At 65.0% G+C, this 24,199-nt stretch carries 18 protein-coding genes, 2 tRNA genes, 3 rRNA genes and 1 riboswitch; of the genes, 16 read left to right on the forward strand and 7 right to left on the reverse strand.

All coding sequences use genetic code 11. From position 1 onward, the window contains the following. The first annotated feature begins 14 nt into the window (after positions 1-14). The 15 genes from der to FOZ74_RS13750 all read left to right on the forward strand — a co-directional run bounded on the left by der (position 15) and on the right by FOZ74_RS13750 (position 16,788). Positions 15-1,361, forward strand: a complete 1,347-nt coding sequence (der, locus tag FOZ74_RS13680; RefSeq protein ID WP_146913572.1) for a ribosome biogenesis GTPase Der — start codon at positions 15-17, stop codon at positions 1,359-1,361. Positions 1,362-1,450: 89 nt separating this feature from the next. Then, positions 1,451-1,705: an RNA chaperone Hfq gene (gene hfq / locus FOZ74_RS13685; protein ID WP_146913573.1), complete on the forward strand. Its 255-nt coding sequence runs from the start codon at positions 1,451-1,453 to the stop codon at positions 1,703-1,705. A 52-nt stretch (positions 1,706-1,757) separates the two neighbouring features. Beyond that, positions 1,758-2,927 (forward strand): GTPase HflX, encoded by a 1,170-nt coding sequence (hflX, locus tag FOZ74_RS13690; RefSeq protein WP_255437634.1) that lies wholly within the window; start codon positions 1,758-1,760, stop codon positions 2,925-2,927. A 57-nt stretch (positions 2,928-2,984) separates the two neighbouring features. Then, positions 2,985-4,379, forward strand: coding sequence for an FtsH protease activity modulator HflK (gene hflK, locus FOZ74_RS13695; protein ID WP_146913574.1), 1,395 nt, complete (start codon positions 2,985-2,987; stop codon positions 4,377-4,379). A 9-nt stretch (positions 4,380-4,388) separates the two neighbouring features. Beyond that, the gene (gene hflC / locus FOZ74_RS13700; RefSeq protein WP_146913575.1) at positions 4,389-5,288 is read left to right on the forward strand and encodes a protease modulator HflC; all 900 of its coding nucleotides are present in this window, start codon (positions 4,389-4,391) and stop codon (positions 5,286-5,288) included. An 11-nt stretch (positions 5,289-5,299) separates the two neighbouring features. After that, positions 5,300-5,485: a DUF2065 domain-containing protein gene (locus FOZ74_RS13705; protein WP_146913576.1), complete on the forward strand. Its 186-nt coding sequence runs from the start codon at positions 5,300-5,302 to the stop codon at positions 5,483-5,485. 60 nt (positions 5,486-5,545) lie between these two features. After that, complete coding sequence (locus FOZ74_RS13710; protein WP_146913577.1) at positions 5,546-6,694, forward strand: ATP phosphoribosyltransferase regulatory subunit; 1,149 nt, start codon at positions 5,546-5,548, stop codon at positions 6,692-6,694. A 38-nt stretch (positions 6,695-6,732) separates the two neighbouring features. After that, positions 6,733-8,106 (forward strand): adenylosuccinate synthase, encoded by a 1,374-nt coding sequence (locus FOZ74_RS13715; protein ID WP_146913578.1) that lies wholly within the window; start codon positions 6,733-6,735, stop codon positions 8,104-8,106. 56 nt (positions 8,107-8,162) lie between these two features. Next, a complete protein-coding gene (locus FOZ74_RS13720; RefSeq protein ID WP_146913579.1) occupies positions 8,163-8,687 on the forward strand; it encodes a phosphoribosyltransferase in 525 nt (174 codons plus the stop codon). A gap of 365 nt (positions 8,688-9,052) precedes the next feature. Beyond that, positions 9,053-10,586: ribosomal RNA gene (locus FOZ74_RS13725) — 16S ribosomal RNA — on the forward strand. A gap of 168 nt (positions 10,587-10,754) precedes the next feature. Next, positions 10,755-10,831: transfer RNA gene (locus FOZ74_RS13730), tRNA-Ile, on the forward strand. Positions 10,832-10,961: 130 nt separating this feature from the next. Next, positions 10,962-11,037 (forward strand) — tRNA-Ala (locus tag FOZ74_RS13735). A 377-nt stretch (positions 11,038-11,414) separates the two neighbouring features. Next, positions 11,415-14,298: ribosomal RNA gene (locus tag FOZ74_RS13740) — 23S ribosomal RNA — on the forward strand. A 136-nt stretch (positions 14,299-14,434) separates the two neighbouring features. After that, positions 14,435-14,547, forward strand: a 5S ribosomal RNA gene (rrf, locus tag FOZ74_RS13745). The 16S, 23S and 5S rRNA genes sit together here with 2 tRNA genes alongside, the layout of an rRNA operon. 150 nt (positions 14,548-14,697) lie before the next feature. Next, the gene (locus tag FOZ74_RS13750) at positions 14,698-16,788 is read left to right on the forward strand and encodes a type IV pilus assembly protein FimV (protein WP_146913580.1); all 2,091 of its coding nucleotides are present in this window, start codon (positions 14,698-14,700) and stop codon (positions 16,786-16,788) included. A gap of 20 nt (positions 16,789-16,808) precedes the next feature. Here the strand turns inward: FOZ74_RS13750 and thiE are convergent, their stop codons facing one another. From thiE to FOZ74_RS13770, 4 genes are read right to left on the reverse strand one after another with little or no spacing between them, the layout of a single operon-like run. Then, entirely contained in the window at positions 16,809-17,720 is a 912-nt protein-coding gene (gene thiE / locus FOZ74_RS13755) for a thiamine phosphate synthase (RefSeq protein WP_146913581.1), read from the reverse strand. Next, a complete protein-coding gene (locus tag FOZ74_RS13760; protein ID WP_146913582.1) occupies positions 17,717-18,535 on the reverse strand; it encodes a thiazole synthase in 819 nt (272 codons plus the stop codon). Before FOZ74_RS13760 ends, thiE begins: the two co-directional genes overlap by 4 nt. 3 nt (positions 18,536-18,538) lie before the next feature. Next, positions 18,539-18,736, reverse strand: coding sequence for a sulfur carrier protein ThiS (gene thiS, locus FOZ74_RS13765; RefSeq protein ID WP_146913583.1), 198 nt, complete (start codon positions 18,734-18,736; stop codon positions 18,539-18,541). Continuing rightward, positions 18,733-19,851 (reverse strand): FAD-dependent oxidoreductase, encoded by a 1,119-nt coding sequence (locus tag FOZ74_RS13770; protein ID WP_146913584.1) that lies wholly within the window; start codon positions 19,849-19,851, stop codon positions 18,733-18,735. The genes thiS and FOZ74_RS13770 overlap by 4 nt, the downstream gene beginning before the upstream one ends. A gap of 231 nt (positions 19,852-20,082) precedes the next feature. Between FOZ74_RS13770 and thiD the strand changes: the two genes are divergently transcribed. Further along, on the forward strand, positions 20,083-20,937 hold the full coding sequence (thiD, locus tag FOZ74_RS13775; RefSeq protein ID WP_146913585.1) for a bifunctional hydroxymethylpyrimidine kinase/phosphomethylpyrimidine kinase: 855 nt from the start codon (positions 20,083-20,085) through the stop codon (positions 20,935-20,937). A gap of 82 nt (positions 20,938-21,019) precedes the next feature. Here thiD and FOZ74_RS13780 read toward each other — a convergent pair whose 3' ends face one another. The 3 genes from FOZ74_RS13780 to FOZ74_RS13790 form a co-directional block, all read right to left on the reverse strand. Then, positions 21,020-22,306, reverse strand: a complete 1,287-nt coding sequence (locus tag FOZ74_RS13780) for a purine-cytosine permease family protein (protein WP_255437635.1) — start codon at positions 22,304-22,306, stop codon at positions 21,020-21,022. Positions 22,307-22,371: 65 nt separating this feature from the next. Continuing rightward, a riboswitch (TPP riboswitch) is annotated at positions 22,372-22,464 on the reverse strand. Positions 22,465-22,492: 28 nt separating this feature from the next. Further along, a complete protein-coding gene (gene fdxA / locus FOZ74_RS13785) occupies positions 22,493-22,822 on the reverse strand; it encodes a ferredoxin FdxA (protein ID WP_146913587.1) in 330 nt (109 codons plus the stop codon). A gap of 111 nt (positions 22,823-22,933) precedes the next feature. Next, the gene (locus FOZ74_RS13790) at positions 22,934-24,199 is read right to left on the reverse strand and encodes a heme biosynthesis protein HemY (protein ID WP_146913588.1); all 1,266 of its coding nucleotides are present in this window, start codon (positions 24,197-24,199) and stop codon (positions 22,934-22,936) included.

Raw genomic sequence — 24,199 nt, forward strand, 5'->3', positions numbered from 1 at the left:
ACGGGCCGTTTGCCGTGAAACCCGTCATCGCCCTCGTGGGGCGGACCAATGTAGGCAAATCCACGCTGTTCAACCGCCTGACGCGCTCGCGCGACGCCATCGTCGCGGACGTCGCCGGGCTCACCCGCGACCGCCACTACGGGCAGGGGCGGCTCGGCGGCCATGAGTACATCGTCGTCGATACCGGCGGGTTCGAGCCCGACGCGGGCAGCGGCATCTACCGCGAGATGGCCCGGCAGACCGCCCAGGCCATAGCCGAAGCCGATACCGTCATCTTCGTGGTGGACGTGCGCGCCGGCCTTTCCGCGCAGGACCACGACATCGCGGTGTACCTGCGTCGCCTGGGCAAGCCCTGCGTGCTGGCCGGCAACAAGGCCGAGGGCATGCAGGAGAGCGCCCTGCTGGCGGAGTTCTACGAGCTCGGCCTCGGCGAGGTCCATCCGGTTTCTGCCGCCCATGGCCAGGGCGTGCGCAGCCTGCTTGAAGCGGCGCTCGAACCCCTTGCGCTGGCGGCGCCCGGCGAGGACGACGCGCAAGCGGGCGAGGCCGACACCATACGCATGGCCGTCGCGGGGCGCCCCAACGTCGGCAAGTCCACCTTGATCAACGCCTGGCTGGGCGAGGAAAGGCTGGTGGCCTTTGATCTTCCGGGAACCACGCGCGATGCGATCCGCGTGCCCTTCGAGCAGCAGGGCCAGAAGTACGAGCTGATAGACACCGCCGGACTGCGCAAGCGCGGCAAGGTGTTCGAAGCGGTAGAGAAGTTCTCGGTGGTCAAGACGCTGCGCGCGATCGAATCGGCGCACGTGGTGGTGCTGCTGCTCGACGCCACCCAGGGCGTGACCGACCAGGACGCGCACGTGGCCGGCTACATCCTGGAGAGCGGCCGGGCGGTGGTGGTGGCGGTGAACAAGTGGGACGCGGTGGACGAATACCAGCGCGAACAGTTGCACCGTTCGATCGAAAATCGGCTGGCGTTCATGAAGTTCGCCACCATCCATTTCATTTCGGCGGCGCGCCGCCAGGGCATAGGGGCGCTGTGGCCCTCGATCCGCGAGGCCTACCAGGCCGCCACCTGCAAGATGCCGACCCCCGTGCTCACGCGGGTGCTGCTCGAATCGGTGCAGTTTCAGACGCCCAAGCGCTCGGGCGGCTCGCGCCCCAAACCGCGCTATGCGCACCAGGGGGGCATGAACCCGCCGGTCATCGTGGTGCACGGCAATCTGCTCGAGCACCTGACGGACGCCTACAAACGTTTTCTCGAAGGGCGCTTTCGCAAGCAGTTCAAGCTCGTCGGCACGCCGCTGCGCCTGGAATTCCGGACCTCGAAAAACCCCTATGTGGACAGGAACGGCCCTTGAAACCGGCGGCGCCGGCCGCAACTTCCCTGCCTGGGTTGCTGTGGTAAGGTGACAGACCACAACAACAGTTTTCGAACACGGAGCATATCGTGAGCAACAAAGGCCAACAATTGCAAGACCCGTTCCTGAACGCGCTGCGGCGTGAACACGTGCCGGTGTCGATCTATCTCGTCAACGGCATCAAGCTGCAGGGACAGATCGAATCTTTCGACCAGTACGTGGTGCTGCTGCGCAATACCGTCACCCAGATGGTCTACAAGCACGCGATCTCCACGATCGTTCCGGGGCGCGCGGTCAATTTCGCGGCCTTGGCCGGTGATGCCGCCGACGGAGGCGAACAATAAAAACGGTGTTGCTGCGCCATGTCACACTGCCGCGCCCGACGGGAGGGCGCTCGTGAGTACCGTGCTGCCTGTGCAAGGCGAGGGCGTGCCGGTGCTGTTGGTCGGCGTGGATTTCGGCGCCGAGGGGTTTGACGCAGAGCTGCTCGAACTCGGTCTGCTGGCGCGCAGCGCCGGTCTCAATCCGGCTGCGGCGCTGACCTGCAAACGCCAGGCGCCCGACGCCGCGCTGTTCGTGGGCAGTGGCAAGGCCGACGAGATCGGCGAGCTTGCGCAGCTGCACGGAGCGCGTGAAATCATCTTTGACCAGGCGCTGAGTCCCGCGCAACAGCGCAACCTGGAGCGCCGTCTGGGCCTGCCGGTCTATGACCGTACCATGCTGATCCTGGAGATCTTCGCTCAGCGTGCGCGCAGCCACGAGGGCAAGCTGCAGGTCGAGCTGGCCCGCCTGCAATACCTGAGCACGCGCCTGGTGCGCCGCTGGACCCACCTCGAGCGCCAACGCGGCGGCATCGGCGCGCGCGGCGGCCCCGGCGAGCGCCAGATCGAGCTCGACCGGCGCATGATCGGCGACACCCTGCGGCGTACGCGCGAACGCCTGGTCAGGGTGCAGCGCCAACGCGCCACCCAGCGGCGCCAGCGCCAGCGACGCGACACCTACAAGGTCTCGCTGGTGGGCTATACCAACGCGGGCAAATCCACGCTCTTCAATGCGCTGGTGAAGGCGCGCGCCTACGCCGCCGATCAGTTGTTCGCCACCCTGGACACCACGACGCGTCGCCTCTACCTGGGTGAGGTCGCCGGTTCGGTGTCGCTGTCCGATACCGTAGGCTTCATCCGCGACCTGCCCCATGGCCTGATCAACGCCTTCAAGGCCACGCTGCAGGAGGCGGCCGACGCGGATCTGCTGCTGCATGTCGTCGATGCAGCCAGCCTTGACCATCCCCAGCAGATGGCGCAGGTGCAGCAGGTGCTCGAGGAAATCGGTGCGGCCGAGCTGCCCCAGATTCTGGTGTTCAACAAGCTCGACGCCTTCGCCCCCGGTGTCAGGCCGACGGTCGGGCGCGACCACTACGAGCTGCTGGGGCGCGAGTACGAGCGCCTGTTCGTCAGCGCCCAGACCGGTGAAGGGCTGGACGCGTTGCGCGACGAACTCGCGGCGCGCGCTGCCGGGCATGCGCAGCGGCATTCCGAGCCGGCGGATGCCGCACACCCTTCTTCCTGAGCCCTCTTTTGCCGGGGACAATACAGGCTTAGCCGATTACCAATGAGATACCTACGCATGGATCTACGCCACCGTGTGGCCCGCTGGCTTGCAGGAGCGCGCGGCGCACGACCGGTCTACAACCTGAACGACCCGCGTTGGGGCCGCAGCGACGACGACGCTGCGCAGGAGCCGCGTCCCCCGCAGCCCGACCGTGCGCCCGAGGAGGCGCAGCCGCCGCGTCCTGCCCGCCCCAGCCAGGGAAGCGGTGCCAATCCCCCCGATCTGGACGAGCTTTGGCGCGATCTGCAGGGCAAGCTGGGCGGCCTGTTCGGTGGTGCAGGACGTGGCGGCCGCAGGGGTGGCTCTACCCCGCCGGGCGGCGGTGGCTTTCAGCCCGACATGCGCAATGCTGGCAAGGGCATGGCGGTGCTCGCCGCGATCGCGTTGCTGGTATGGCTTGCCACCGGCTTTTTCATCGTCCAGGAGGGGCAGCAGGCGGTCATCACGCAGTTCGGCAAGTACAAGAGCACCGTGGGGGCGGGTTTCAACTGGCGCCTGCCTTATCCGATCGAGCGCCATGAACTGGTATTCGTGACACAGATCCGGTCGGTGGACATAGGGCGCGACTCCATCATCAAGGCCACGGGCCTGCGTGATTCGGCGATGCTCACCGAGGACGAGAACATCGTGGAGATCAAATTCGCGGTGCAGTACCGCCTCAACGACGCGCGCGCCTGGCTGTTCGAGAGCCGCAGTCCGGCGGATGCGGTGGTGCAGGCGGCCGAGAGTGCCGTGCGCGAAGTCGTCGGGCGCATGAAGATGGATTCGGCGCTGGCCGACGAGCGCGACCAGATCGCGCCGCGCGTGCGCACCTTGATGCAAACCATCCTGGATCGCTACAAGGTCGGCGTGGAAGTCGTGGGCATCAATCTGCAGCAGGGCGGGGTGCGCCCGCCCGAGCAGGTGCAGGCCGCGTTCGACGACGTGCTCAAGGCCGGACAGGAGCGTGAACGCACCAAGAACGAAGCCCAGGCCTATGCCAACGACATCGTGCCGCGCGCTTCGGGCGCTGCTTCGCGCCTGCAAGAGGAGGCCGCCGGCTACAAGGCGCGGGTGGTGGCGCAGGCCGAGGGTGACGCGCAGCGCTTTGAATCGGTGGTCACCGAATACCAGAAGGCGCCGCAGGTGACGCGCGAGCGCATGTACCTCGATGCGATGCAGCAGGTGCTCTCGGGAGTGACCAAGGTGATCGTCGAATCGCGCGAGGGCTCCAACCTCTTGTATCTGCCGCTGGACAAGCTGATGGGCGCGGATGCCGCGCCGGCGCCGCAGGCCCAGAGTGCGGCCGCTGCCTCGTCGGTGGCGCATGGCGCAGTGCCGGCTGTGCCTGCGAGCACCAGCAACACGACGCCTGCAGGGGACGCCCGTTCCCGCGATGTTGCTCGCTCGCGCGAGCGTGAACCACGCTAGGAGAGTGGTGTGAACCGCATAGGATTTTTCATCTCCACCGCGCTGCTGGCATTGATCCTGGCGGCATCCTGCCTGTTCGTGGTGGACCAGCGCCAGTTCGGCGTGGTCTATTCGCTCGGCCAGATCAAGGAAGTGATCACAGAACCGGGCCTGTACGCGAAGCTGCCGCCGCCGCTGCAGAACGTGCGCTACATCGACAAGCGCCTGCTCACGCTCGATGGCTCGGAGACCGAGTCGATGCTTACGGCCGAGAAGCAGCGCGTCGTCATCGACTGGTACGTGCGCTGGCGCATCACCGATCCCTCGGAGTACATCCGCAACGTCGGCCTGGACGAAGGCGCTGGTGCGCTGCAGCTCAACCGGGTGGTACGCAACGCCTTCCAGGAGGAAGTCAACCGCCGCACCGTGCGTGAATTGCTCTCGGACAAGCGCGATGCGCTGATGGCGGGGGTCAAGCGCGAAGTGCTCGAGGCGGTGCGTGGTGGCAAACCCTGGGGCATGGACGTGGTGGACGTGCGCATCACGCGCGTGGATTATGTGGATTCGATCACCGAATCGGTCTATCGGCGCATGGAAGCCGAGCGCAAGCGCGTGGCCAATGAGTTGCGCTCCACTGGCGTGGCCGAGGGCGAGAAGATCCGGGCCGATGCCGACCGCCAGCGCGAGGTCCTGCTGGCCAATGCTTATCGCGATGCGCAGAAGGTCAAGGGCGAGGGCGACGCCCAGGCCAACCAGGTCTACGCCCAGGCCTTCGGGCGTGACCCGCAGTTCGCCCAGTTCTATCGCAGCCTGGAGGCTTACCGCTCCAGCTTCAAGAGCAAGAACGACATCATGGTGCTCGATCCGGCCGGCACGGAATTCTTCAAGGCGCTGCGCGGATCATCCGCCCTGTCACCGGCACGCAACTGAGCAGACGGGGCATGTCGGAGTCGCTCTGGACTGCACTCGCGTTCGTCTTCGTGTTCGAGGGCCTGCTGCCGCTGGTGGCGCCGACCACCTGGCGGCGCGTGTTCGCGCAACTGCTGCAACTGCGGGATGGGCAGATCCGGTTTTTCGGACTGATCAGCGTGGCGCTGGGCGTGCTTCTGCTGGCGGCGCTGGCGTGATGGGCGGGTTGGTACGTCCCGCTCGGTAGAATCCCTTTTTCAACAACCTGCGGCTCCTGCATGTCTGCCTGGGTACTCCCGGATTACATCGCCGACGTCCTGCCGTCGGAAGCGCGACGCATCGAAGAGCTGCGTCGCGGCTTGCTCGATACGGCCCGCAGCTATGGCTATGAGCTGGTGATCCCGCCGCTTTTCGAACATCTCGAATCGCTGCTGACCGGAGCGGGTGAAGAGCTTGATCTGCAGACCTTCAAGTTTGTCGACCAGCTCTCCGGCAAGTCTCTGGGGCTGCGGGCGGACATGACCCAGCAGGTGGCGCGCATCGATGCTCACCTGCTTGACCGCGGCGGCGTCTCCCGGCTGTGCTACTGCGGGCCTGTGGTGCATACCCGGCCCGATCGTCCGCACGCCACCCGAGAGCCGCTGCAGTTTGGCGCCGAGATCTATGGTTACGAGGGCCTGGAGGCGGAAGTCGAATCGGTTCAGCTGGCTCTGGAGTGTCTGCGTGGCACCCGCGCTCCGGAATTGAGCGTGGACCTGGCGGACATGCGCATCGTGCGCAGCCTCCTCGCAGGCGTACCCGCAGGCTTGCAGACCCTGCGCCAGGTGCATGCGGCCCTGGCCGCCAAGGACGCCAGCGAGCTGGCGCAGTTGACGCGCAATTTTCCGCAGTCGTCCAAGCGGGGGCTTGCGGCCCTATTGCAGCTCTACGGCGACATCAAGGTGCTCGACGAAGCCGAGGCGGTCCTCGGCTCAGTGGCCGGCGTGCGCGCTGCTCTGGCGGACCTGCGCACCATTGCGTCGACCGTGCACCACGCCCGGGTGACTTTCGACCTGGCGGACTTGCGTGGCTATTCGTATTACAGCGGTCTGCGCTTCGCGGTATATGCGTCCGGCGTCTCGGACGCTCTGGTGCGCGGTGGCCGCTACGATGAAGTGGGCGCGGCCTTTGGTCGAAATCGTCCGGCCGTCGGATTCAGCCTGGATGTCCGGCAACTGGCATCCGTCGTGGCGCTGCCTGCCCTGCGTGCAGCGATCCGCGCGCCCTGGCCCCAAGAGGAAGGCCTGCGTCAAACCATCAAGGCCTTGCGCCAGCAGGGAGAGACCGTGGTTTGCGTACTTCCGGGGGATGCCGGCCGGGTCGATGAATTCAACTGCGATCGCGAATTGGCGGAGGTCGCCGGCCAATGGCTGGTGCGAGCGCTGTAGTTTGTTTCCAACTCTTCCAGACGAGGCTCTGTGCAGTGATGAATTCAGTGAAGGGACGCAATTGCGTGGTGGTCGGCGCCCAGTGGGGTGACGAGGGCAAGGGCAAGCTGGTCGATTGGCTGACGGAATCCGCGCAGGGTGTCGTTCGCTTCCAGGGAGGACACAACGCCGGTCATACGCTGGTCATCAATGGCGTCAAGACGGCGCTGCATTTGATCCCCAGTGGCATCATGCATCCGGGCGTCATCTGCTACATCGGCAACGGCGTCGTCTTGTCGGCAACCAAGCTCTTCGAAGAGATCGAGGGCCTGGAGCGAGCAGGAGTCGATGTGCGCAACCGTTTGCGCGTGAGCGAGGCCTGTCCGCTGATCTTGCCGTTTCACGCGGTGCTCGATGTTGCGCGCGAGGCCGCGCTCGAGCGCCGTGGTGTCGAAAAGATCGGGACGACCGGGCGCGGTATCGGTCCGGCCTACGAAGACAAGGTCGCGCGTCGCGCCTTGCGCGTGCAGGATCTGAAAAGCCCGCAGCAATTCGCCGCGAAATTGCGGGCCCTCCTTGCTTTGCACAACCACGTGCTGGTGCACTTCCTGGGTTCGCGCGATCTGGCATTTTCCGATGCGCTGGCGCCCTATCTTCGCGAGGGCGAAGTGCAGTTCGAGCCGGTATATGAAGAAGCAATGCGCCACGCCGAGCTGCTCAAGCCGATGATGGCGGACGTCTCGCGCGAGCTCAACGACGCGTCTTCCGCGGGCGCCAACCTGTTGTTTGAAGGTGCGCAGGGGACCTTGCTGGACGTTGACCACGGAACCTATCCCTACGTTACTTCCAGCAATTGCGTAGCTGGCAACGCGGCGGCCGGTGCCGGTGTCGGACCGGGCATGCTGCACTACATCCTGGGGATCACCAAGGCCTACTGCACGCGCGTGGGTGGCGGCCCTTTCCCGACCGAGCTCGACTGGGAGGTGCCGGGCACGCCTGGCCATCACATGAGTACCGTCGGTGCAGAGAAAGGCGTGACCACAGGGCGTAGCCGGCGCTGCGGCTGGTTTGACGCAGCCCTGCTCAAGCGCAGTGCGCAGGTCAATGGTCTCTCGGGGCTTTGCATCACCAAGCTCGACGTGCTCGATGGACTCGAGGAGCTTGGTCTGTGCATCGGCTACGAACTCGATGGTGAACGGATCGATCTGCTGCCGCTCGGTGCCGATGACATCGCGCGCTGCAAGCCGGTCTATGAATTCATGCCAGGATGGTCGCAGACCACGTTCGGGGTCACGCGCTACGAAGAGCTCCCGCTGAACGCGCGCAACTACCTGCAGCGTATCGAGCAGGTCACGGGCGTGCCCATCGCCATGGTCTCCACAGGCCCGGACAGGGTGCAAACCATCGTCCTGCAGCAGCCCTTTGCTTCGTGAAGCGCTTGTCGCAAAGCGCCTCCACCACCCATCAACACAACCCCTAAAAGCATCCGATGTTGACCGAAGACGGCAAACACCTCTATGTGAGCTACGACGAATACCACAGCCTGATCGAGAAGCTGGCACTCAAGGTGCACCAGTCTGGCTGGGAGTTCGACACCATCCTCTGCCTTGCCCGAGGAGGCCTGCGGCCCGGCGACATACTGAGCCGCATCTTCGACAAGCCGCTCGCGATCATGTCCACGAGCTCATACCGGGCCGAGGCCGGCACCGTGCAGGGCCATCTGGACATCGCACGCTACATCACCACGCCCAATGGGGAAATTGCCGGCAGGGTCTTGCTCGTGGACGATCTGGCCGACTCGGGCCATACGCTCAACGCCGTCGTCTCCCTGCTCAAGGCAAAGTACGCTCCCATCACGGAGATGCGTACCGCCACCATCTGGGTCAAGGGCTCGTCCTCCTTTACCCCGGACTACCAGGTGGAGTTCCTGCCGACTGATCCCTGGATACACCAGCCCTTCGAAGCCTACGACACCTTGTCCCCGGCCAAGCTGCTGGAACGCTGGCAGGTCTGAGACCTTGAAAGATTTTCCGAAAATTCTGCACCGACTCGAAAACTTGGTATAGAATTCATGGCTTCGCTGATCGCAGCGCCTTTCTTGATCCGGGGTTCTTGCAGTAGGACTTTTGGGGTTGAGGTGGGGTAGGGTTCGTTAACAACACACAGCCGATAAGCGTGGGCGTTTGGTTGGATGCACCTGCAGTGGTGCGCCTGTCTTGGCGGGGAGAGGGTTTGGCTTTTGTGGTGATGGTGGCGTGCAAGCGCTGGCTCACTGCGGGAGGCGATCTCTCCTTGTGCTCGAGCAAACAGACGCTCATGAGAAAAGGAAGTGAGGATTCACTTCAATTTCCGTTTTTGAGTGAGCAAAGCAAAGAGATCGAACTGTAGAGTTTGATCCTGGCTCAGATTGAACGCTGGCGGCATGCCTTACACATGCAAGTCGAACGGCAGCGCGTCCTTCGGGATGGCGGCGAGTGGCGAACGGGTGAGTAAAGCATCGGAACGTGCCCGGTAGTGCGGGATAGCTCGGCGAAAGCCGGATTAATACCGCATGAGATCCGTGGATGAAAGCAGGGGACCCCTTGTGGGCCTTGCGCTACTGGAGCGGCCGATGTCGGATTAGGTAGTTGGTGGGGTAAAGGCCTACCAAGCCTGCGATCTGTAGCTGGTCTGAGAGGATGATCAGCCACATCGGGACTGAGACACGGCCCGAACTCCTACGGGAGGCAGCAGTGGGGAATTTTGGACAATGGGGGAAACCCTGATCCAGCCATGCCGCGTGCAGGATGAAGGCCCTCGGGTTGTAAACTGCTTTTGTACGGAACGAAAAGTTCTTCTCTAATACAGGAGGGCGATGACGGTACCGTAAGAATAAGCACCGGCTAACTACGTGCCAGCAGCCGCGGTAATACGTAGGGTGCGAGCGTTAATCGGAATTACTGGGCGTAAAGCGTGCGCAGGCGGTCTTGCAAGACAGTGGTGAAATCCCCGGGCTCAACCTGGGAACTGCCATTGTGACTGCAAGGCTGGAGTACGGCAGAGGGGGGTGGAATTCCGCGTGTAGCAGTGAAATGCGTAGATATGCGGAGGAACACCGATGGCGAAGGCAGCCCCCTGGGCCTGTACTGACGCTCATGCACGAAAGCGTGGGGAGCAAACAGGATTAGATACCCTGGTAGTCCACGCCCTAAACGATGTCAACTGGTTGTTGGGGATTCATTTCTTCAGTAACGAAGCTAACGCGTGAAGTTGACCGCCTGGGGAGTACGGCCGCAAGGTTAAAACTCAAAGGAATTGACGGGGACCCGCACAAGCGGTGGATGATGTGGTTTAATTCGATGCAACGCGAAAAACCTTACCCACCTTTGACATGGCAGGAATCCTTCAGAGACGAAGGAGTGCTCGCAAGAGAGCCTGCACACAGGTGCTGCATGGCTGTCGTCAGCTCGTGTCGTGAGATGTTGGGTTAAGTCCCGCAACGAGCGCAACCCTTGCCATCAGTTGCTACGAAAGGGCACTCTGATGGGACTGCCGGTGACAAACCGGAGGAAGGTGGGGATGACGTCAAGTCCTCATGGCCCTTATAGGTGGGGCTACACACGTCATACAATGGCCGGTACAAAGGGCAGCGAAGCCGCGAGGTGAAGCCAATCCCATAAAGCCGGTCGTAGTCCGGATTGCACTCTGCAACTCGAGTGCATGAAGTCGGAATCGCTAGTAATCGTGGATCAGCATGTCACGGTGAATACGTTCCCGGGTCTTGTACACACCGCCCGTCACACCATGGGAGCGGGTCTCACCAGAAGCAGGTAGCCTAACCGCAAGGAGGGCGCTTGCCACGGTGGGGTTCGTGACTGGGGTGAAGTCGTAACAAGGTAGCCGTATCGGAAGGTGCGGCTGGATCACCTCCTTTCTGGACATATACAGAAAAAAACGCAAGAGCAAAAGCAAGGCAGGAGCCACGCAGCGCTGCGCAAGCGCTGGCCAGGCGCCCACACTTATCGGTTGTTGGACAGCACAAGGGGTGTGTGTCGCCAGCGGTCCGGGCCCCCGGTGGGCTCGCATGCAGTTTGACCGATTGGGGTCTGTAGCTCAGCTGGTTAGAGCACCGTCTTGATAAGGCGGGGGTCGTTGGTTCGAGTCCAACCAGACCCACCAATCCCTGGGCACAAAAGATCGTGACAACAATGAACGATCAAGATTGCGGATGACAGGCAAGGCGTGAGGAAGGGCAAGTAGCAGAGCGTGCTACACAGCCGGCCGAGCAACGCAGCATGGCGCCCGCCAAGGGGGATTAGCTCAGCTGGGAGAGCACCTGCTTTGCAAGCAGGGGGTCGTCGGTTCGATCCCGTCATCCTCCACCAACGCACACACGGGCGTGCAGTGGCAATCTCAAAGCAAGACAAGAGCCTGCTTTGACATTGGCATATGCCAAGAACTGGAAGCTGCAAGGCTTCCCGGCTGTTCCTTAAAAATTCACAGAGTCGAATCAGCGCTGCTGATGGAAAGCATCCGAGAGGATGCGCCGTGCCATCGGCGGCAAGAATTTGATTGCGTCAAAACGAACACGAGATTCGAAAGAAAATCTGTTCAAGTAATGACGAATGGTTCTCGAGGGCACTGCCAGAAATGGTAGAGCCAGGAAGAAAGATTCGCGTTACGGCATGAAACGCGCGAGGTGCGAGACCTCGCAAGTTGACTTGAAAGCAAACCTTGGGGCTGCAAGGCTTCAAAGTTATAGGGTCAAGTGAACAAGAGCATGTGGTGGATGCCTTGGCGATGATAGGCGAAGAAAGACGTGGTAGCCTGCGAAAAGCTTCGGGGAGCTGGCAAACGAGCTGTGATCCGGAGGTCTCTGAATGGGGAAACCCACCCGATGAGGGTATCGGCATCTGAATACATAGGATGCACGAGGCAAACCAGGGGAACTGAACCATCTCAGTACCCTGAGGAAAAGACATCAACCGAGATTGCGAAAGTAGTGGCGAGCGAAATCGCAGCAGCCTTCTAGAGATAGTCAAGCGGTTAGCAAAGCGGCATGGAAAGGCCGGCCATAGTGGGTGATAGCCCCGTATGCGAAAACCGTTTGGTGGTACTAGGCTAGAGACAAGTAGGGCGGGGCACGAGAAACCCTGTCTGAACATGGGGGGACCATCCTCCAAGGCTAAATACTCATCATCGACCGATAGTGAACCAGTACCGTGAGGGAAAGGCGAAAAGAACCCCGGGAGGGGAGTGAAATAGATCCTGAAACCGCATGCTTACAAAAAGTCGGAGCCTCGCAAGGGGTGACGGCGTACCTTTTGTATAATGGGTCAGCGACTTACATTCAGTGGCAAGCTTAACCGAATAGGGAAGGCGCAGGGAAACCGAGTCCGAACAGGGCGTTTTTAGTCGCTGGGTGTAGACCCGAAACCAGGTGATCTATCCATGGCCAGGATGAAGGTGTTGTAACAGGCACTGGAGGTCCGAACCGACTGGTGTTGCAAAACCAGCGGATGAGCTGTGGATAGGGGTGAAAGGCTAAACAAACCTGGAAATAGCTGGTTCTCTCCGAAAACTATTTAGGTAGTGCCTCGCGTATTACCTTCGGGGGTAGAGCACTGTTTAGGCTAGGGGGTCATGGCGACTTACCAACCCTAGGCAAACTCCGAATACCGAAGAGTACAGCGCGGGAGACAGTGCACCGGGTGCTAACGTCCGGACACAAGAGGGAAACAACCCAGACCGCCAGCTAAGGTCCCTAAAATTGGCTAAGTGGGAAACGAAGTGGGAAGGCTAAGACAGTCAGGATGTTGGCTTAGAAGCAGCCATCATTTAAAGAAAGCGTAATAGCTCACTGATCGAGTCGTCCTGCGCGGAAGATGTAACGGGGCTCAAGCCAGTTACCGAAGCTGCGGATGCACAGTTTACTGTGCGTGGTAGGAGAGCGTTGTGTAAGCCTGTGAAGGTGTCTGGTGACGGATGCTGGAGGTATCACAAGTGCGAATGCTGACATGAGTAGCGTTAAAGCGGGTGAAAAGCCCGCTCGCCGTAAGCGCAAGGTTTCCTACGCAACGTTCATCGGCGTAGGGTGAGTCGGCCCCTAAGGTGAGGCAGAGATGCGTAGCTGATGGGAAACGGGTCAATATTCCCGTACCGCTCAATGGTGCGATGTGGGGACGAAGAAGGTTAGCTCAGCCAACTGTTGGACATGTTGGTTCAAGCCTGTAGTCGTGGTCCTTAGGCAAATCCGGGGATCTGAGATGAGGGGTGATAACGAGGGCACTTGTGCCTGAAGTGAGTGATACCCTGCTTCCAGGAAAAGCCACTAAGCTTCAGCCATTGACGACCGTACCGCAAACCGACACTGGTGCGCGAGATGAGTATTCTAAGGCGCTTGAGAGAACTGCGGAGAAGGAACTCGGCAAATTGATACCGTAACTTCGGGAGAAGGTATGCCGCGAGTAGGTGATGCCTGTACAGGTGGAGCCCAAAGCGGTTGCAATAAATCGGTGGCTGCGACTGTTTAATAAAAACACAGCACTCTGCAAAGACGAAAGTCGACGTATAGGGTGTGACGCCTGCCCGGTGCTGGAAGATTAAATGATGGGGTGCAAGCTCTTGATTGAAGTCCCAGTAAACGGCGGCCGTAACTATAACGGTCCTAAGGTAGCGAAATTCCTTGTCGGGTAAGTTCCGACCTGCACGAATGGCGTAACGATGGCCACACTGTCTCCTCCGCAGACTCAGCGAAGTTGAAATGTTTGTGATGATGCAATCTCCCCGCGGAAAGACGGAAAGACCCCATGAACCTTTACTGTAGCTTTGTATTGGATTTTGAACGGATCTGTGTAGGATAGGTGGGAGGCTTTGAAGGGTGCTCGCTAGAGTGCCTGGAGCCAACGTTGAAATACCACCCTGGTGCGTTTGAGGTTCTAACCTTGGGCCCTGATCGGGCTTGGGGACAGTGCATGGTAGGCAGTTTGACTGGGGCGGTCTCCTCCCAAAGCGTAACGGAGGAGTTCGAAGGTACGCTAGTTACGGTCGGACATCGTGACGATAGTGCAATGGCACAAGCGTGCTTGACTGCGAGACTGACAAGTCGAGCAGGTGCGAAAGCAGGACATAGTGATCCGGTGGTTCTGTATGGAAGGGCCATCGCTCAACGGATAAAAGGTACTCTGGGGATAACAGGCTGATACCGCCCAAGAGTTCATATCGACGGCGGTGTTTGGCACCTCGATGTCGGCTCATCTCATCCTGGGGCTGTAGTCGGTCCCAAGGGTATGGCTGTTCGCCATTTAAAGAGGTACGTGAGCTGGGTTTAAAACGTCGTGAGACAGTTTTGTCCCTATCTTCCGTGGGCGCTGCAGATTTGAGGAGACCTGCTCCTAGTACGAGAGGACCGGAGTGGACGCACCGCTGGTGTACCTGTTGTCACGCCCGTGGCATCGCAGGGTAGCTATGTGCGGAAGAGATAAGCGCTGAAAGCATCTAAGCGCGAAACTCCCTCCAAGATGAGATCTGCCGGGGGCTAGACCCCCCTGAAGGGTCGTTGTAGACCACAACGTTGATAGGCTGGGTGTGCAAGAGCAGCAATGCCCGCAGCTAACCAGTACTAATTGCCCGTGAGGCTTGACCCTATAACCTTGAGGCCCATAACCAAAAACCCCAAGGTACATGCCAAAGACACAATCAAATTCCCAACCGATTCGACTGCTGTGAATCAGCTGCACAAAAAAGGCACCACAACGCCCCCCCGTGCAGCTACCCTTTACGCCTGATGACAATAGCAAGCCGGAACCACCCCTGCCCATCCCGAACAGGACCGTGAAACAGCTTCGCGCCAATGATAGTGCGGAATCCCGTGTGAAAGTAGGTCATCGTCAGGCACCATTTGATCAACAACCCCCTGCCAAAAGCACCCTACAGGTGCAGACAGCAGGGGGTTGGTGTTTGAGGGGCATGCAGCCGGACTGCGAAGACGTACGGTCAGAAATGGTTTCCATGGCAAAATGTTCTCAAATTGCAACTGTGAAACCGTGAGATTGCGCACATTCCTCCCCGGCCTGGTCTTTGTTGCCGCGCTGTCGTCGGCCAATGCCTTGACTCTGGGGGCGGCAAGCGGGCGGGCAACGCTGGGATTGCCCGTCGATCTGAGTTTCGATGTCCGCTCGGACTCTGCGCGCGATACCGAAACCACCTGCGTTTCCGCTCAGGTTCGCATGGGCGATGTGCTCCTGCCCGATCGCGAAGTGCAGCTGAGCACCGTGCCTGCAGGCGCAGGCAGATTTCGCCTGCGCCTGCAGACCGCCATTGCCATCAACGAGCCCGTCCTTTCGGTGTCATTGCAGACGCGTTGCTCTGGAAGTGTCGCCCGCGATTACACGTTTTTGGTGGAAGCACCGGTTGCAACGGATCAGTCGCAGCCCGCGTCATCCACCACGCCGAGTACTGCCGCCGCGTCGCCACCCTCGCCGCTGAGCTCGGCAGAAGCAGCTGCCCCCGAGATTGAGGCGCTCCCCGCCCAGCGCGCACGTCCCCTGGCTGCTCCCGCTCGTGCACGGCGCGAAACCAGAGCTGCGGCGCGCCAGCGCCGGGCACCCCAGCGGGACGGTCTTGCTGCTCCCTCGCCATCACGTGAGCGCCCACCTCCGGCGGCCAGGCGGGCCGAAGCAGCGCCTGCGGCGGCTCGGCAGGCCGAGGTGGCGCCGGGCGCGCAGGCCTTGCCCGAGCGCGGTCCGCGCCTGGTGATGGAACCCCTCGATAGCTGGCTGGAGACGCCGCCCCTGCTGCGCTTGACCATGGAGCTTGCGACGCCGGCGCCGGCCACCCCGCCGGGGCCGGATGCTGAGCAAAGCCGGCAGCTCTGGCGTGCCCTGAGCGATCCGCAGGCGCTGGCGCAACAGACGGTGCAGGCCAGCCAGGCTCAGGCACAACTTGCGCAGCTGCAGACGCAGTTGAAAGCCGAGCAGGCGGCGAGGGCCGAGCTTGCCGCGCGCGTTCAGGCGCTGCGCGAGGAGCGTTACGCCCCGCAGGTGGTGTATGGCCTGCTGGCTTTGTGGCTCCTGACACTCGCGGCCGCAGGCTGGCTGCTCTGGCAGCGCCGCCGGCCGCAACCCGCCGCTTGGCACGAGCCTGAGCGGGGACTGGCCGAGGATCTGGGCACGCAACTGGACGACGAGGATGAGGGCGGCTCCACGGTCTGGCCCCAGGCAGAGGCGCCGGGCGAACAAGGCGGCTTGCCCCGCGCGGCGGTGCAGGCACCGCTCCCGGCACCGGCGGCTGGTGATCTGCCCAAGCCTGTCCCGCCGGCCACTGCAAGCCTCGCTGCCCAGACGCTGACGCCGCCCTTGTCGGCGGTCATGCCCGGGGCGCAGGAGGGGTATGCCCGCGAGATTGAACACCCGGAAGAGCTGTTCGATGTGCTGCAGCAGGCCGAGTTCTTCATTTCGATCGGTGAGCACGAGGACGCGGTGGATGCGCTGCGCCGCCATATCGCTCAGCACCGCGCTTCGTCGCCGCTGGCGTATCTGGAATTGCTGCGCCTGTACCACACGCTGGGCCGCGTGGCGGCTTTCGACGAGCTGCGCGCAGCCTTCGAAGAGCGCTTCAATGCCGACATTCCACCGTTTGCGACCTTTCAACGCGGCGGGCGCTTGCTCGAGGACTATCCCCGGCACCTGGCCCGCATCGAAGCGCTCTGGGGCAGTGCCGAAGTGCTCGACGAGATCCACCGCCTCATGTTCCGTGAGGGTGGGGCGGCCGAAGCGCAGCGCTTCGAGGTGCCCGCCTATGAAGACCTGCTGCTGCTGCTGGCGATTGCCGATACGACCGTTGGCAACGGCCAGCCGAAGGCGGGCCGCGGCCCGATCCAGGGTGGCCTGCAAGTGCCGCAGCCGCGGCATGACCTGCCTGCGGCGGAGCGCCCCGGCGTGGAGACCCTGGCCGGCGACCTGATGCTGCAACCTTCCGAGCAGATGCCGGCGCGCGGACACGAGCCCGACTCGGAAGCCGATGTGGCGGGCAATGTGGACACGCCCTCTCCGGCGGCGCCCTTGCATTTCGAGGACGGGCTGGTGCAGCTGACGCTGGAGCCCCAGGACGGTGGCAAGCGGGCGGACAAGTTCTGACCCGGGGCGCGGCCTGACCGTTATTGCACCCGGGGCGTCTGCATCAGCGCCATGAGCTGCTGCGCGGCCGCCCGCGGGTCGGCCGCCTGCACGATGGCGCGCACGACCGCGACCGAGCCGACCCCGCAGGCGCGCACCGCCGGCAGTTGCTCCGCGCCGATGCCGCCGATCGCCACCAGCGGGTAGGCGCACATCAGCCGGGCATAGTCGGCCAGCCGCGCCAGGCCCTGGGGGGCGGTAGGCATGGACTTGAGCGTGGTGGGAAAGACCGCGCCCAGGGCGATGTAGCTGGGGCCGAGCCGGTCGGCAGCCAGCATCTCGGCGTAGCCGTGGGTGCTGACGCCCAGGCGCAGGCCGCTGGCGCGCAAGGTGGCGAGTTGCGCGGGCTGCAACTGCTGCAGATCCTCCTGGCCCAGGTGCACGCCGTAGGCGCCGGCGGCGATGGCTGCCTGCCAGTGGTCGTTGATGAAGAGCCGTGTCGCGCTGCCCGCGACCGCGGCCACCGCGGCCTGCACCTCGGCGCCGATGAGGGCGGCATCCGCGTGCTTGCATCGCAGTTGCACCGTGGGGACGCCGGCCCCGGCCATGCGTGCTACCCAGGCGGCGTCCGGCACCACGGCGTACAGCCCCAGGGCCTTGGGGCAGGGCGCGAAGGCGTGGGGTTGCGGGCGCGGCTGCAGGCCGAAGTCCTGCGGTGCGTTGGGCCAGCGCGCGGCGTCGAAATGGCCGAGCCGGTCGGTCTGCGCCTGCCAGGCACTGGCCAGGACGAGCGCGTCGGGGGCGATGAAGCCCAGCGCGCTGCAGGCGGCCAGGGCTGCGCGGTGGACGGGGGGGCCCATCGAATGCCCGGCGGGCACGGGCTGGGCCGGGAAGCCGGCCAGGCGAGCGCGGTGCTGCGAGACGATGGCCTGCTGCATGGCGGCTTCGTTCATGCGCCGGCCCCGCTGCCTTGGTGCCAGAAAGGGGTTCCAAGCACCGGCGTGCTGGCTTGCGCCGATTTTTGCGGCTGCATGGCGCCGGCCAGGAAGGCCGCGCGCCCGGCTTGCACCGCATCGGCGAAGGCGCCGGCCATCTGCGCGGGGTCGGTGGCCAGCGCCACCGCGGTATTGAGCAGCACCCCGTCGAAGCCCCACTCCATCACCTGGCAGGCGTGCGACGGCAGCCCCAGGCCGGCGTCCACCAGCATGGGCACGGCCAGGCGCTCGCGCAGCAGCCGCAGACCGTGCGGGTTGACCGGGCCGTGGCCCGTGCCTATGGGCGCGGCCCAGGGCATGACGGCCTGGCAGCCGGCGTCCACCAGGCGCTGGCAGACGACCAGGTCCTCGGTGCAGTAGGGCAGCACCTTGAAGCCGTCCTCGACCAACGCGTGGGCGGCGTCGACGAGCTGCAGGGTGTCGGGCTGCAGGGTGTAGTCGTCGCCTATCACTTCCAGCTTGATCCAGGGCGTGGCGAAGACTTCGCGCGCCATCTGGGCGGTGGTGATCGCTTCCTGCGCGCTGCGGCAACCGGCGGTATTGGGCAGCACCCTGCAGCCCATCTGCTGCAGCAGTTGCCAGAAACCACGGCCTGAATCCGGCTTGGCGCCCTGGCGGCGCAGCGACGCGGTGAGCATGGCCGGGCGCGCACGCGCCACGGCCGCCTGCAGGATGGCGGGCGAGGGGTAGCGCGAGGTGCCCAGCAGCAGGCGGCTGGAGAAATGCTCGCCGTAGAGCACGAGCGCGTCGTCGGGGGAGGCGGGGTGGGACATGGCTCAACCGCCCGTCACGGGCGCAATGATTTCGATCTGGTCGCCGGCGCGCAGAGGCTGGCTGGCCCAGGCCGACTGGGGAATGAACTGGAGGTTGACCGCGACCGCAAAGGGCGGCGTGGGCGCGAGGTGGGCGATGGCGTCACTCACACGGGCGCCTTCGGGCAGTTCGGCGCTCTGGCCGTTCAAGGTGACTTTCATGGCGATGTCTCCGGCCCCATTTGCAGGCGCAGGCCGAATTGCGCAGCCAGGCTGGAGCGCCCTTCGCGGATGAACTGCAGCGCCACGTCCAGCAGGGCGGGCGCGATCAGGTAGCCGTGGCGGTACAGGCCGTTGATCTGCAGCGTGCGCGCGGCCGGCATGCGCAGCGCCGGGTTGTTGTCGGGCAACGCCGGGCGGCACTGCGTGGCGACTTCGAGGATGCGCGCCTGGGCAAAGCCGCTGTGCAGCGCGTAGGCGGCGCTCAGCAGCTCCAGCACGGACTGCACGCTGGCGGGGGAGAGGTCGTCGGACTCGATTTCGGTCGCGCCGATGACGAACACGTGCTCCTGCCTGGGCACGACGTAGACCGCGTAGCGCGGGTGCACCAGGCGCGTGGGCCGCGCCAGCGTGACCTCGGGCGCGTGCACGCGCACGACTTCGCCGCGCACGCCGCGCAGTGCGGGCCAGTCGGCGCGTGCGCCCAGACCGCGGCAGTCGAGCAGCAGGTCGGGCTGGCCGGGGCTGCCCGGCGCAAAGTCCGCCAGCGCCTTGCGGCTGTGCCAGTGTGTCGCCACGCCCAGTTCCTGCATGCGGGTGGCCAGCGCGGCCAGCAGCTGGCGGTTGTCCAGCTGGCCTTCGCCCGGCAGGTACAGGCCGGCGTGAAAGCGCCCGGCCAGCGCCGGCTCGTGCCGCGCGATGCCGGCTGCATCCAGCATCTGCGCGGCGGGCAGATCGGGCAGCAGCGCCTGGGTGCGCGCCAGCTTGTCCCGCAGGCGGGCGGCCTCGGCGCCGTCCTGCCAGTGCCAGACGATGAGCGTGCCGTTTTGCTGCAAGAACACCGGCCGGCCCAAATCGCCGAGCAGCTCGGGCCAGCGGCGCATGCCGTACCGCCCCATGCGCACGACGGCGGGCTCGCTCACCGCGGCCTCGGCCAGCGGGGCCAGCATGGCGGCAGCCACGCGCGCGGCCGATGCTTCGCCTTCGGGGCCGCCGGCGTCGTGCACTTGCACGCTCCAGCCCTCGCGCGCCAGAGCGACGGCCAGCAGGCGGCCCATCAGGCCGGCGCCCAGAATGGCGATGCGGCCGTGGCCAGGGGAGAGGGCGGGCAAGTACATCGTGTCCATGGATGGTCAAATCCGGGGACAAGACGGCGCGCTGCGAAGCCCCCCCGGGCAGGCAGGGCCTGGATCGGGTGATGGAGCGCCCTGCGCTTCAGGGAATTCATCGGCCCCGGCGCCTGGGCCGACCGGGACACCCTCGTTTCGTCGAAAAGCGGGCTTTGGAGCAAGGGCTCTGCCGCGCCGCGTCCCGGGGCCGCCTGCGGGCTTGCCCGATAATTTGCCGCCATGACGCAAGCCGCACCCACCCCCGCCGCGCCGCGCTACGTGCGCGTGCTCTCCATCGCCGGCTCGGACAGCGGCGGCGGCGCCGGCATCCAGGCCGACCTCAAGACCTTCAGCGCGCTGGGCTGCTACGGCATGACGGCGATCACCGCGATCACCGCGCAGAACACCCAGGGCGTGCGCGCCATCCATGCGGTGCCGGCGCAGATGGTGCGCGAGCAGATCGACGCGGTGGTGCAGGACATCGGCGTGGACGCGGTCAAGATCGGCATGCTGGCCACGCCCGAGGTGGTGCGCGTGGTGGCCGACGCCATCCGCCGCCACGGCCTGCGCCGCGTGGTGCTGGACCCGGTGATGGTGGCCACCAGCGGCGACCGCCTGATAGCGCGCGAGACGGTGGATGCGCTGGTGGCCGAGCTGTTCGCGCTGGCCGAGGTGATCACGCCCAACCTGGACGAGGCCGCGCTGCTGCTGGGCCACGGCATCGACGGCGTGCCGGCGCTCTCCAGTGCGGCGCAGGCGCTGCGCGCGCTGGGCGCGCCGGCGGTGCTGCTCAAGGGCGGGCATCTGCCCGGCGACTGGGTGGTGGACGTGCTGGCGACGGCCGATGGCCGCCAAGAGCGGCTGGAGTCGGCGCGCATCGCCACGCACAACGGCCACGGCACGGGCTGCACGCTGTCGTCGGCGATTGCCGCCTTCCTCGCCCAGGGCCAGCCGCTGGCGCAGGCGGTGCGCCACGCGCGCGGCTACATCCTGGGCGCGATCACCGCGGGGGCCCGGGTGCGCACCGGCCAGGGGCACGGGCCGCTGAACCACGCTTATGCGCCGCGGCTTCAGCATATCGTGCAGACTAGCTGATTGATAGCTGCTGGCGCAGGCCAGCAAAGGGTTTGCGATAGTTTTCATTTGTAAAACCTTGGCTGGAAAGCGCTGGCAGCTCTCATTTTGTTGGGCGCCGGGTCAGCAGCGCGAGCACGAAGCACAGCGCCAGCGTGGGCAGCGCCGAGCTGCCCAGCGCCGGCAGGAAGCGCGGCGCCGCGTGGTAGAAGGCGATGCCCACGAGCCAGATCAGCGTTGCGCCCCAGTGCACGGCGCGCGCCCGCGACAGCAGTGCGGCCGCCGGCACGCCAAAGGCCAGGCGGCCCAGGATCACCCCGAACAGCGGCACGAAGACCGAGCTGAGCAGCAGCAAGAAGGGCTCCAGGCTGTGCATCGGCAGCACCAGCGCAAAGCCGGTGCAGGCCAGCGCCATCACCACGCCCCAGCGGCGGATGCTCCAGCGCGGCTGCAGGCTGTGCAGCGACACCGAGCCGGAATAGGCGTCGCCGTAGGCGTTGTCGATCTCGTCGATCAGGATCAGCGACAGCGCGATCAGGCCGCCCTGGGCCAGCAGCAGCGCGGTCACCAGGTTTTCGCTGGGCAGCACCAGCGCCACCAGCACGCCCAGGCCATAGCACCAGATGTTGGCGATCGCGTAGCCCAGCCAGGTGCCGTGCAGCGTGCTGCGCCCGCTCCTGCCGTGGCGCGCGTAGTCGGCCACCAGCGGCAGCCAGGACACCGGCATGGCGATCACCAGGTCGATGGCTGACAGCGCGCCCATGCTCCCGTCGCCGCTGCGCTCCCACAGCGCGCTCAAGCCCTGCGCCTGCGCCATGCCGGAAAACTGCCAGCTCAGCCACAACAGCGACAGCACCACCAGCGGCAGCGCGATGCGCGCGATCAGCTTGCGCACCAGCGCCACCATCGAGCCGCTGATGAGCGCCAGCACCACCGCGCCCCAGGCGAGCGTGGCCAGCAGCGGCCCCTGGCTGCTGGTGAGCATGCCCGCCTGCCGGCCGATGGCGACGGTGGCGTCGCGCATCACCACCAGCTCGAACGCACCCCAGCCCAGCAGCTGCACGATGTTGAGCACGATGGGCAGGCTGGCAAAGCGCCGGCCATAGACCACGTGCATCAGCCCGGCGCTGGCCAGGCCGCTGTCGCAGCCGAGCTTGCCGACCCAGCCCAGCAGCCCCGCGCCGATGAGGGAGCCGACGACGATGGCCGCCAGCGCCTCGCGCGTGCTCAGCGCCGGTATCAGGTAGGCGCCCACCTGCATTACCAGCAGGCCCACGCCCAGGCTGAACCACAGCGAGGCGTGGTCGCGCCAGCCAAAGGCGCGTGCGCCGCTGGCCAGCGGTGTCAGGGCTTCATTGTTTGCCGCGCGGGCGGGTGATGGTGTGCTCACTGGCATGCTCCTTGTGCGTGCGCGCGGGCAGCCGCACAAGAAAGCAGTGGCGAAGAATTCGCAGCCGTGTCGTGAGCGTGCTTCCCTGCGCGAGGATGATCTCAATCAGGTTCAAAGGGACTGTCTCAGCCGATCGCTCGGCACCCCCAGCAGCGGCCGATTGTAGGCCAGTGGCGCAGCGCGCCGTCAGCGCTCCAGGTATTTGAGCTTTTCGCGCACGCCGTTCCATTCGTCGGCGTCCGGCATGGGTTCGTGGCGCCGCGCCAGGGTCTTCCAGCCCGGCGCGTTGGTCAGCTCGGCGTTGAGCGCGATGAAGTGCTGCTCATCGGCCGGCACATCCTCTTCCGCAAAGATGGCATTGGCCGGGCACTCGGGCACGCAGACGGCGCAGTCTATGCACTCGTCCGGGTTGATCACGAGCATGTTGGGCCCTTCGACGAAGCAGTCGACCGGGCAAACGTCCACACAGTCGGTGTATTTGCACTTGATGCAGTTGTCGGAGACGACGTGGGTCATGGCACTACCAGCAAGGGGGAACGAATCAACGCTCTGATTTTAGGTGGCGCTGGCAGGGGCCGGCCGCGGGCCGTCCCTATCAGCGCAATGGAAAAAGAGTGAAGCGGCTTCTCAATGCAGCTGCGCGGCGCGCTTCCAGGCCTGGGCCGCGGCGCTCGCGTCGCCGCGTCGCTCGGCCAGCTCGGCCAGCTGGCACCAGGCGCGCGCGCGCAGGCCGGCGGCGCTGGCGTTCTGGCCGGCGTCGCTGTAGAGCTGCTCGGCCTTGCCCCACAGCTGCATGTGCCGGCAGGCGCTGGCCGCCAGGTATTGCAGCGCGGCGTCGCGTGGTTGGGCGCGCTGGCGCGCCTCGATCAGGCCGAGCCAGTGGCCGTCCATGCCGTCCAGCCCGGCTTCCAGAGCCAGCGCCAGCTTGTGGCGCTGGTGTTCCTGCAGCGTGTCGTACTGCTCCCAGGCGGGCAGCAGCCACTGGCGGGCCTGGGCTGCGCTGCCACCGAGCTGCAGATGGCGCCGGGCGGCGTGGATGGCCACTTCGGGCATGGTGCGCTCCTGCGGCTCCAGCGCCTGCCAGGCGCCGTGCAGCTGGCTGTCGTCGCGGGCCTCGTCCAGCAGCGCCGTGGCCAGCGTACGCACCAGCGTGGCCGCGACCTCGGGCGAGAAGGCGCGGTGCTTGGCCAGCAGGCGGGCGGTTTCCAGCGCGTCGCGCGTGCGCCCGGCCAGGCGGGCGGCCTTCAGCCGCGTGCGCAGCGCCAGCGTGCGCCGCGCCGCGCCCTGGGGCAGGGCGGCCAGGCGCTCCAGCGCGCCTTCGGCGTCGCGCTCGTCCAGCAGCCAGCGCGCCGAGCGCAGCTGCACGCCCTCGCGCAGCTCCTGCCCGGCGCTGTCGGGGTGTTCACCCAGCGCCTCCAGCGCCAGCGCCAGGTGCTCGGAGCGGCCGCTGCGGTCCTGCAGCGCGTGCGAGCTTTCGGCCGCCACCACGTGCGCCAGCGTGCGCAGCTGGCCGCCGTGCGGGGGCGGGTTGTCCGCCGCGGCCAGCGCCTCCTGCTGGACCAGTGCCGCCTGCGCGGCCTTGCGCGCACGCACGAAGCGCCCGGCCAGCAGCTGCGCGATGGCGTCGAGCATCGCGCCGTGCATCGCGCGCTCTTTCTGCTGCTGGCGCCAGCGCCGCGCCTGGCGCGGCAGCTCGCGCAGCGCCGACAGGCCGTGCAGCGCGCCGTAGATCAGCAAGATGCCGGCAAACAGCAGCACCAGCACCAGGTTCAGTGACAGGTCGATGCGCCAGGGCGGCCAGAACACGGTGACCGTGCCCTGGTTGTTGCCCGCAAACACCGCGACCGCGACGGCCGCGCCAAACAGTGCCAGGAACCACAGTGCCGCGCGCAT

The organism is Comamonas flocculans (assembly GCF_007954405.1).
Classification (GTDB): domain Bacteria; phylum Pseudomonadota; class Gammaproteobacteria; order Burkholderiales; family Burkholderiaceae_C; genus Comamonas_C; species Comamonas_C flocculans.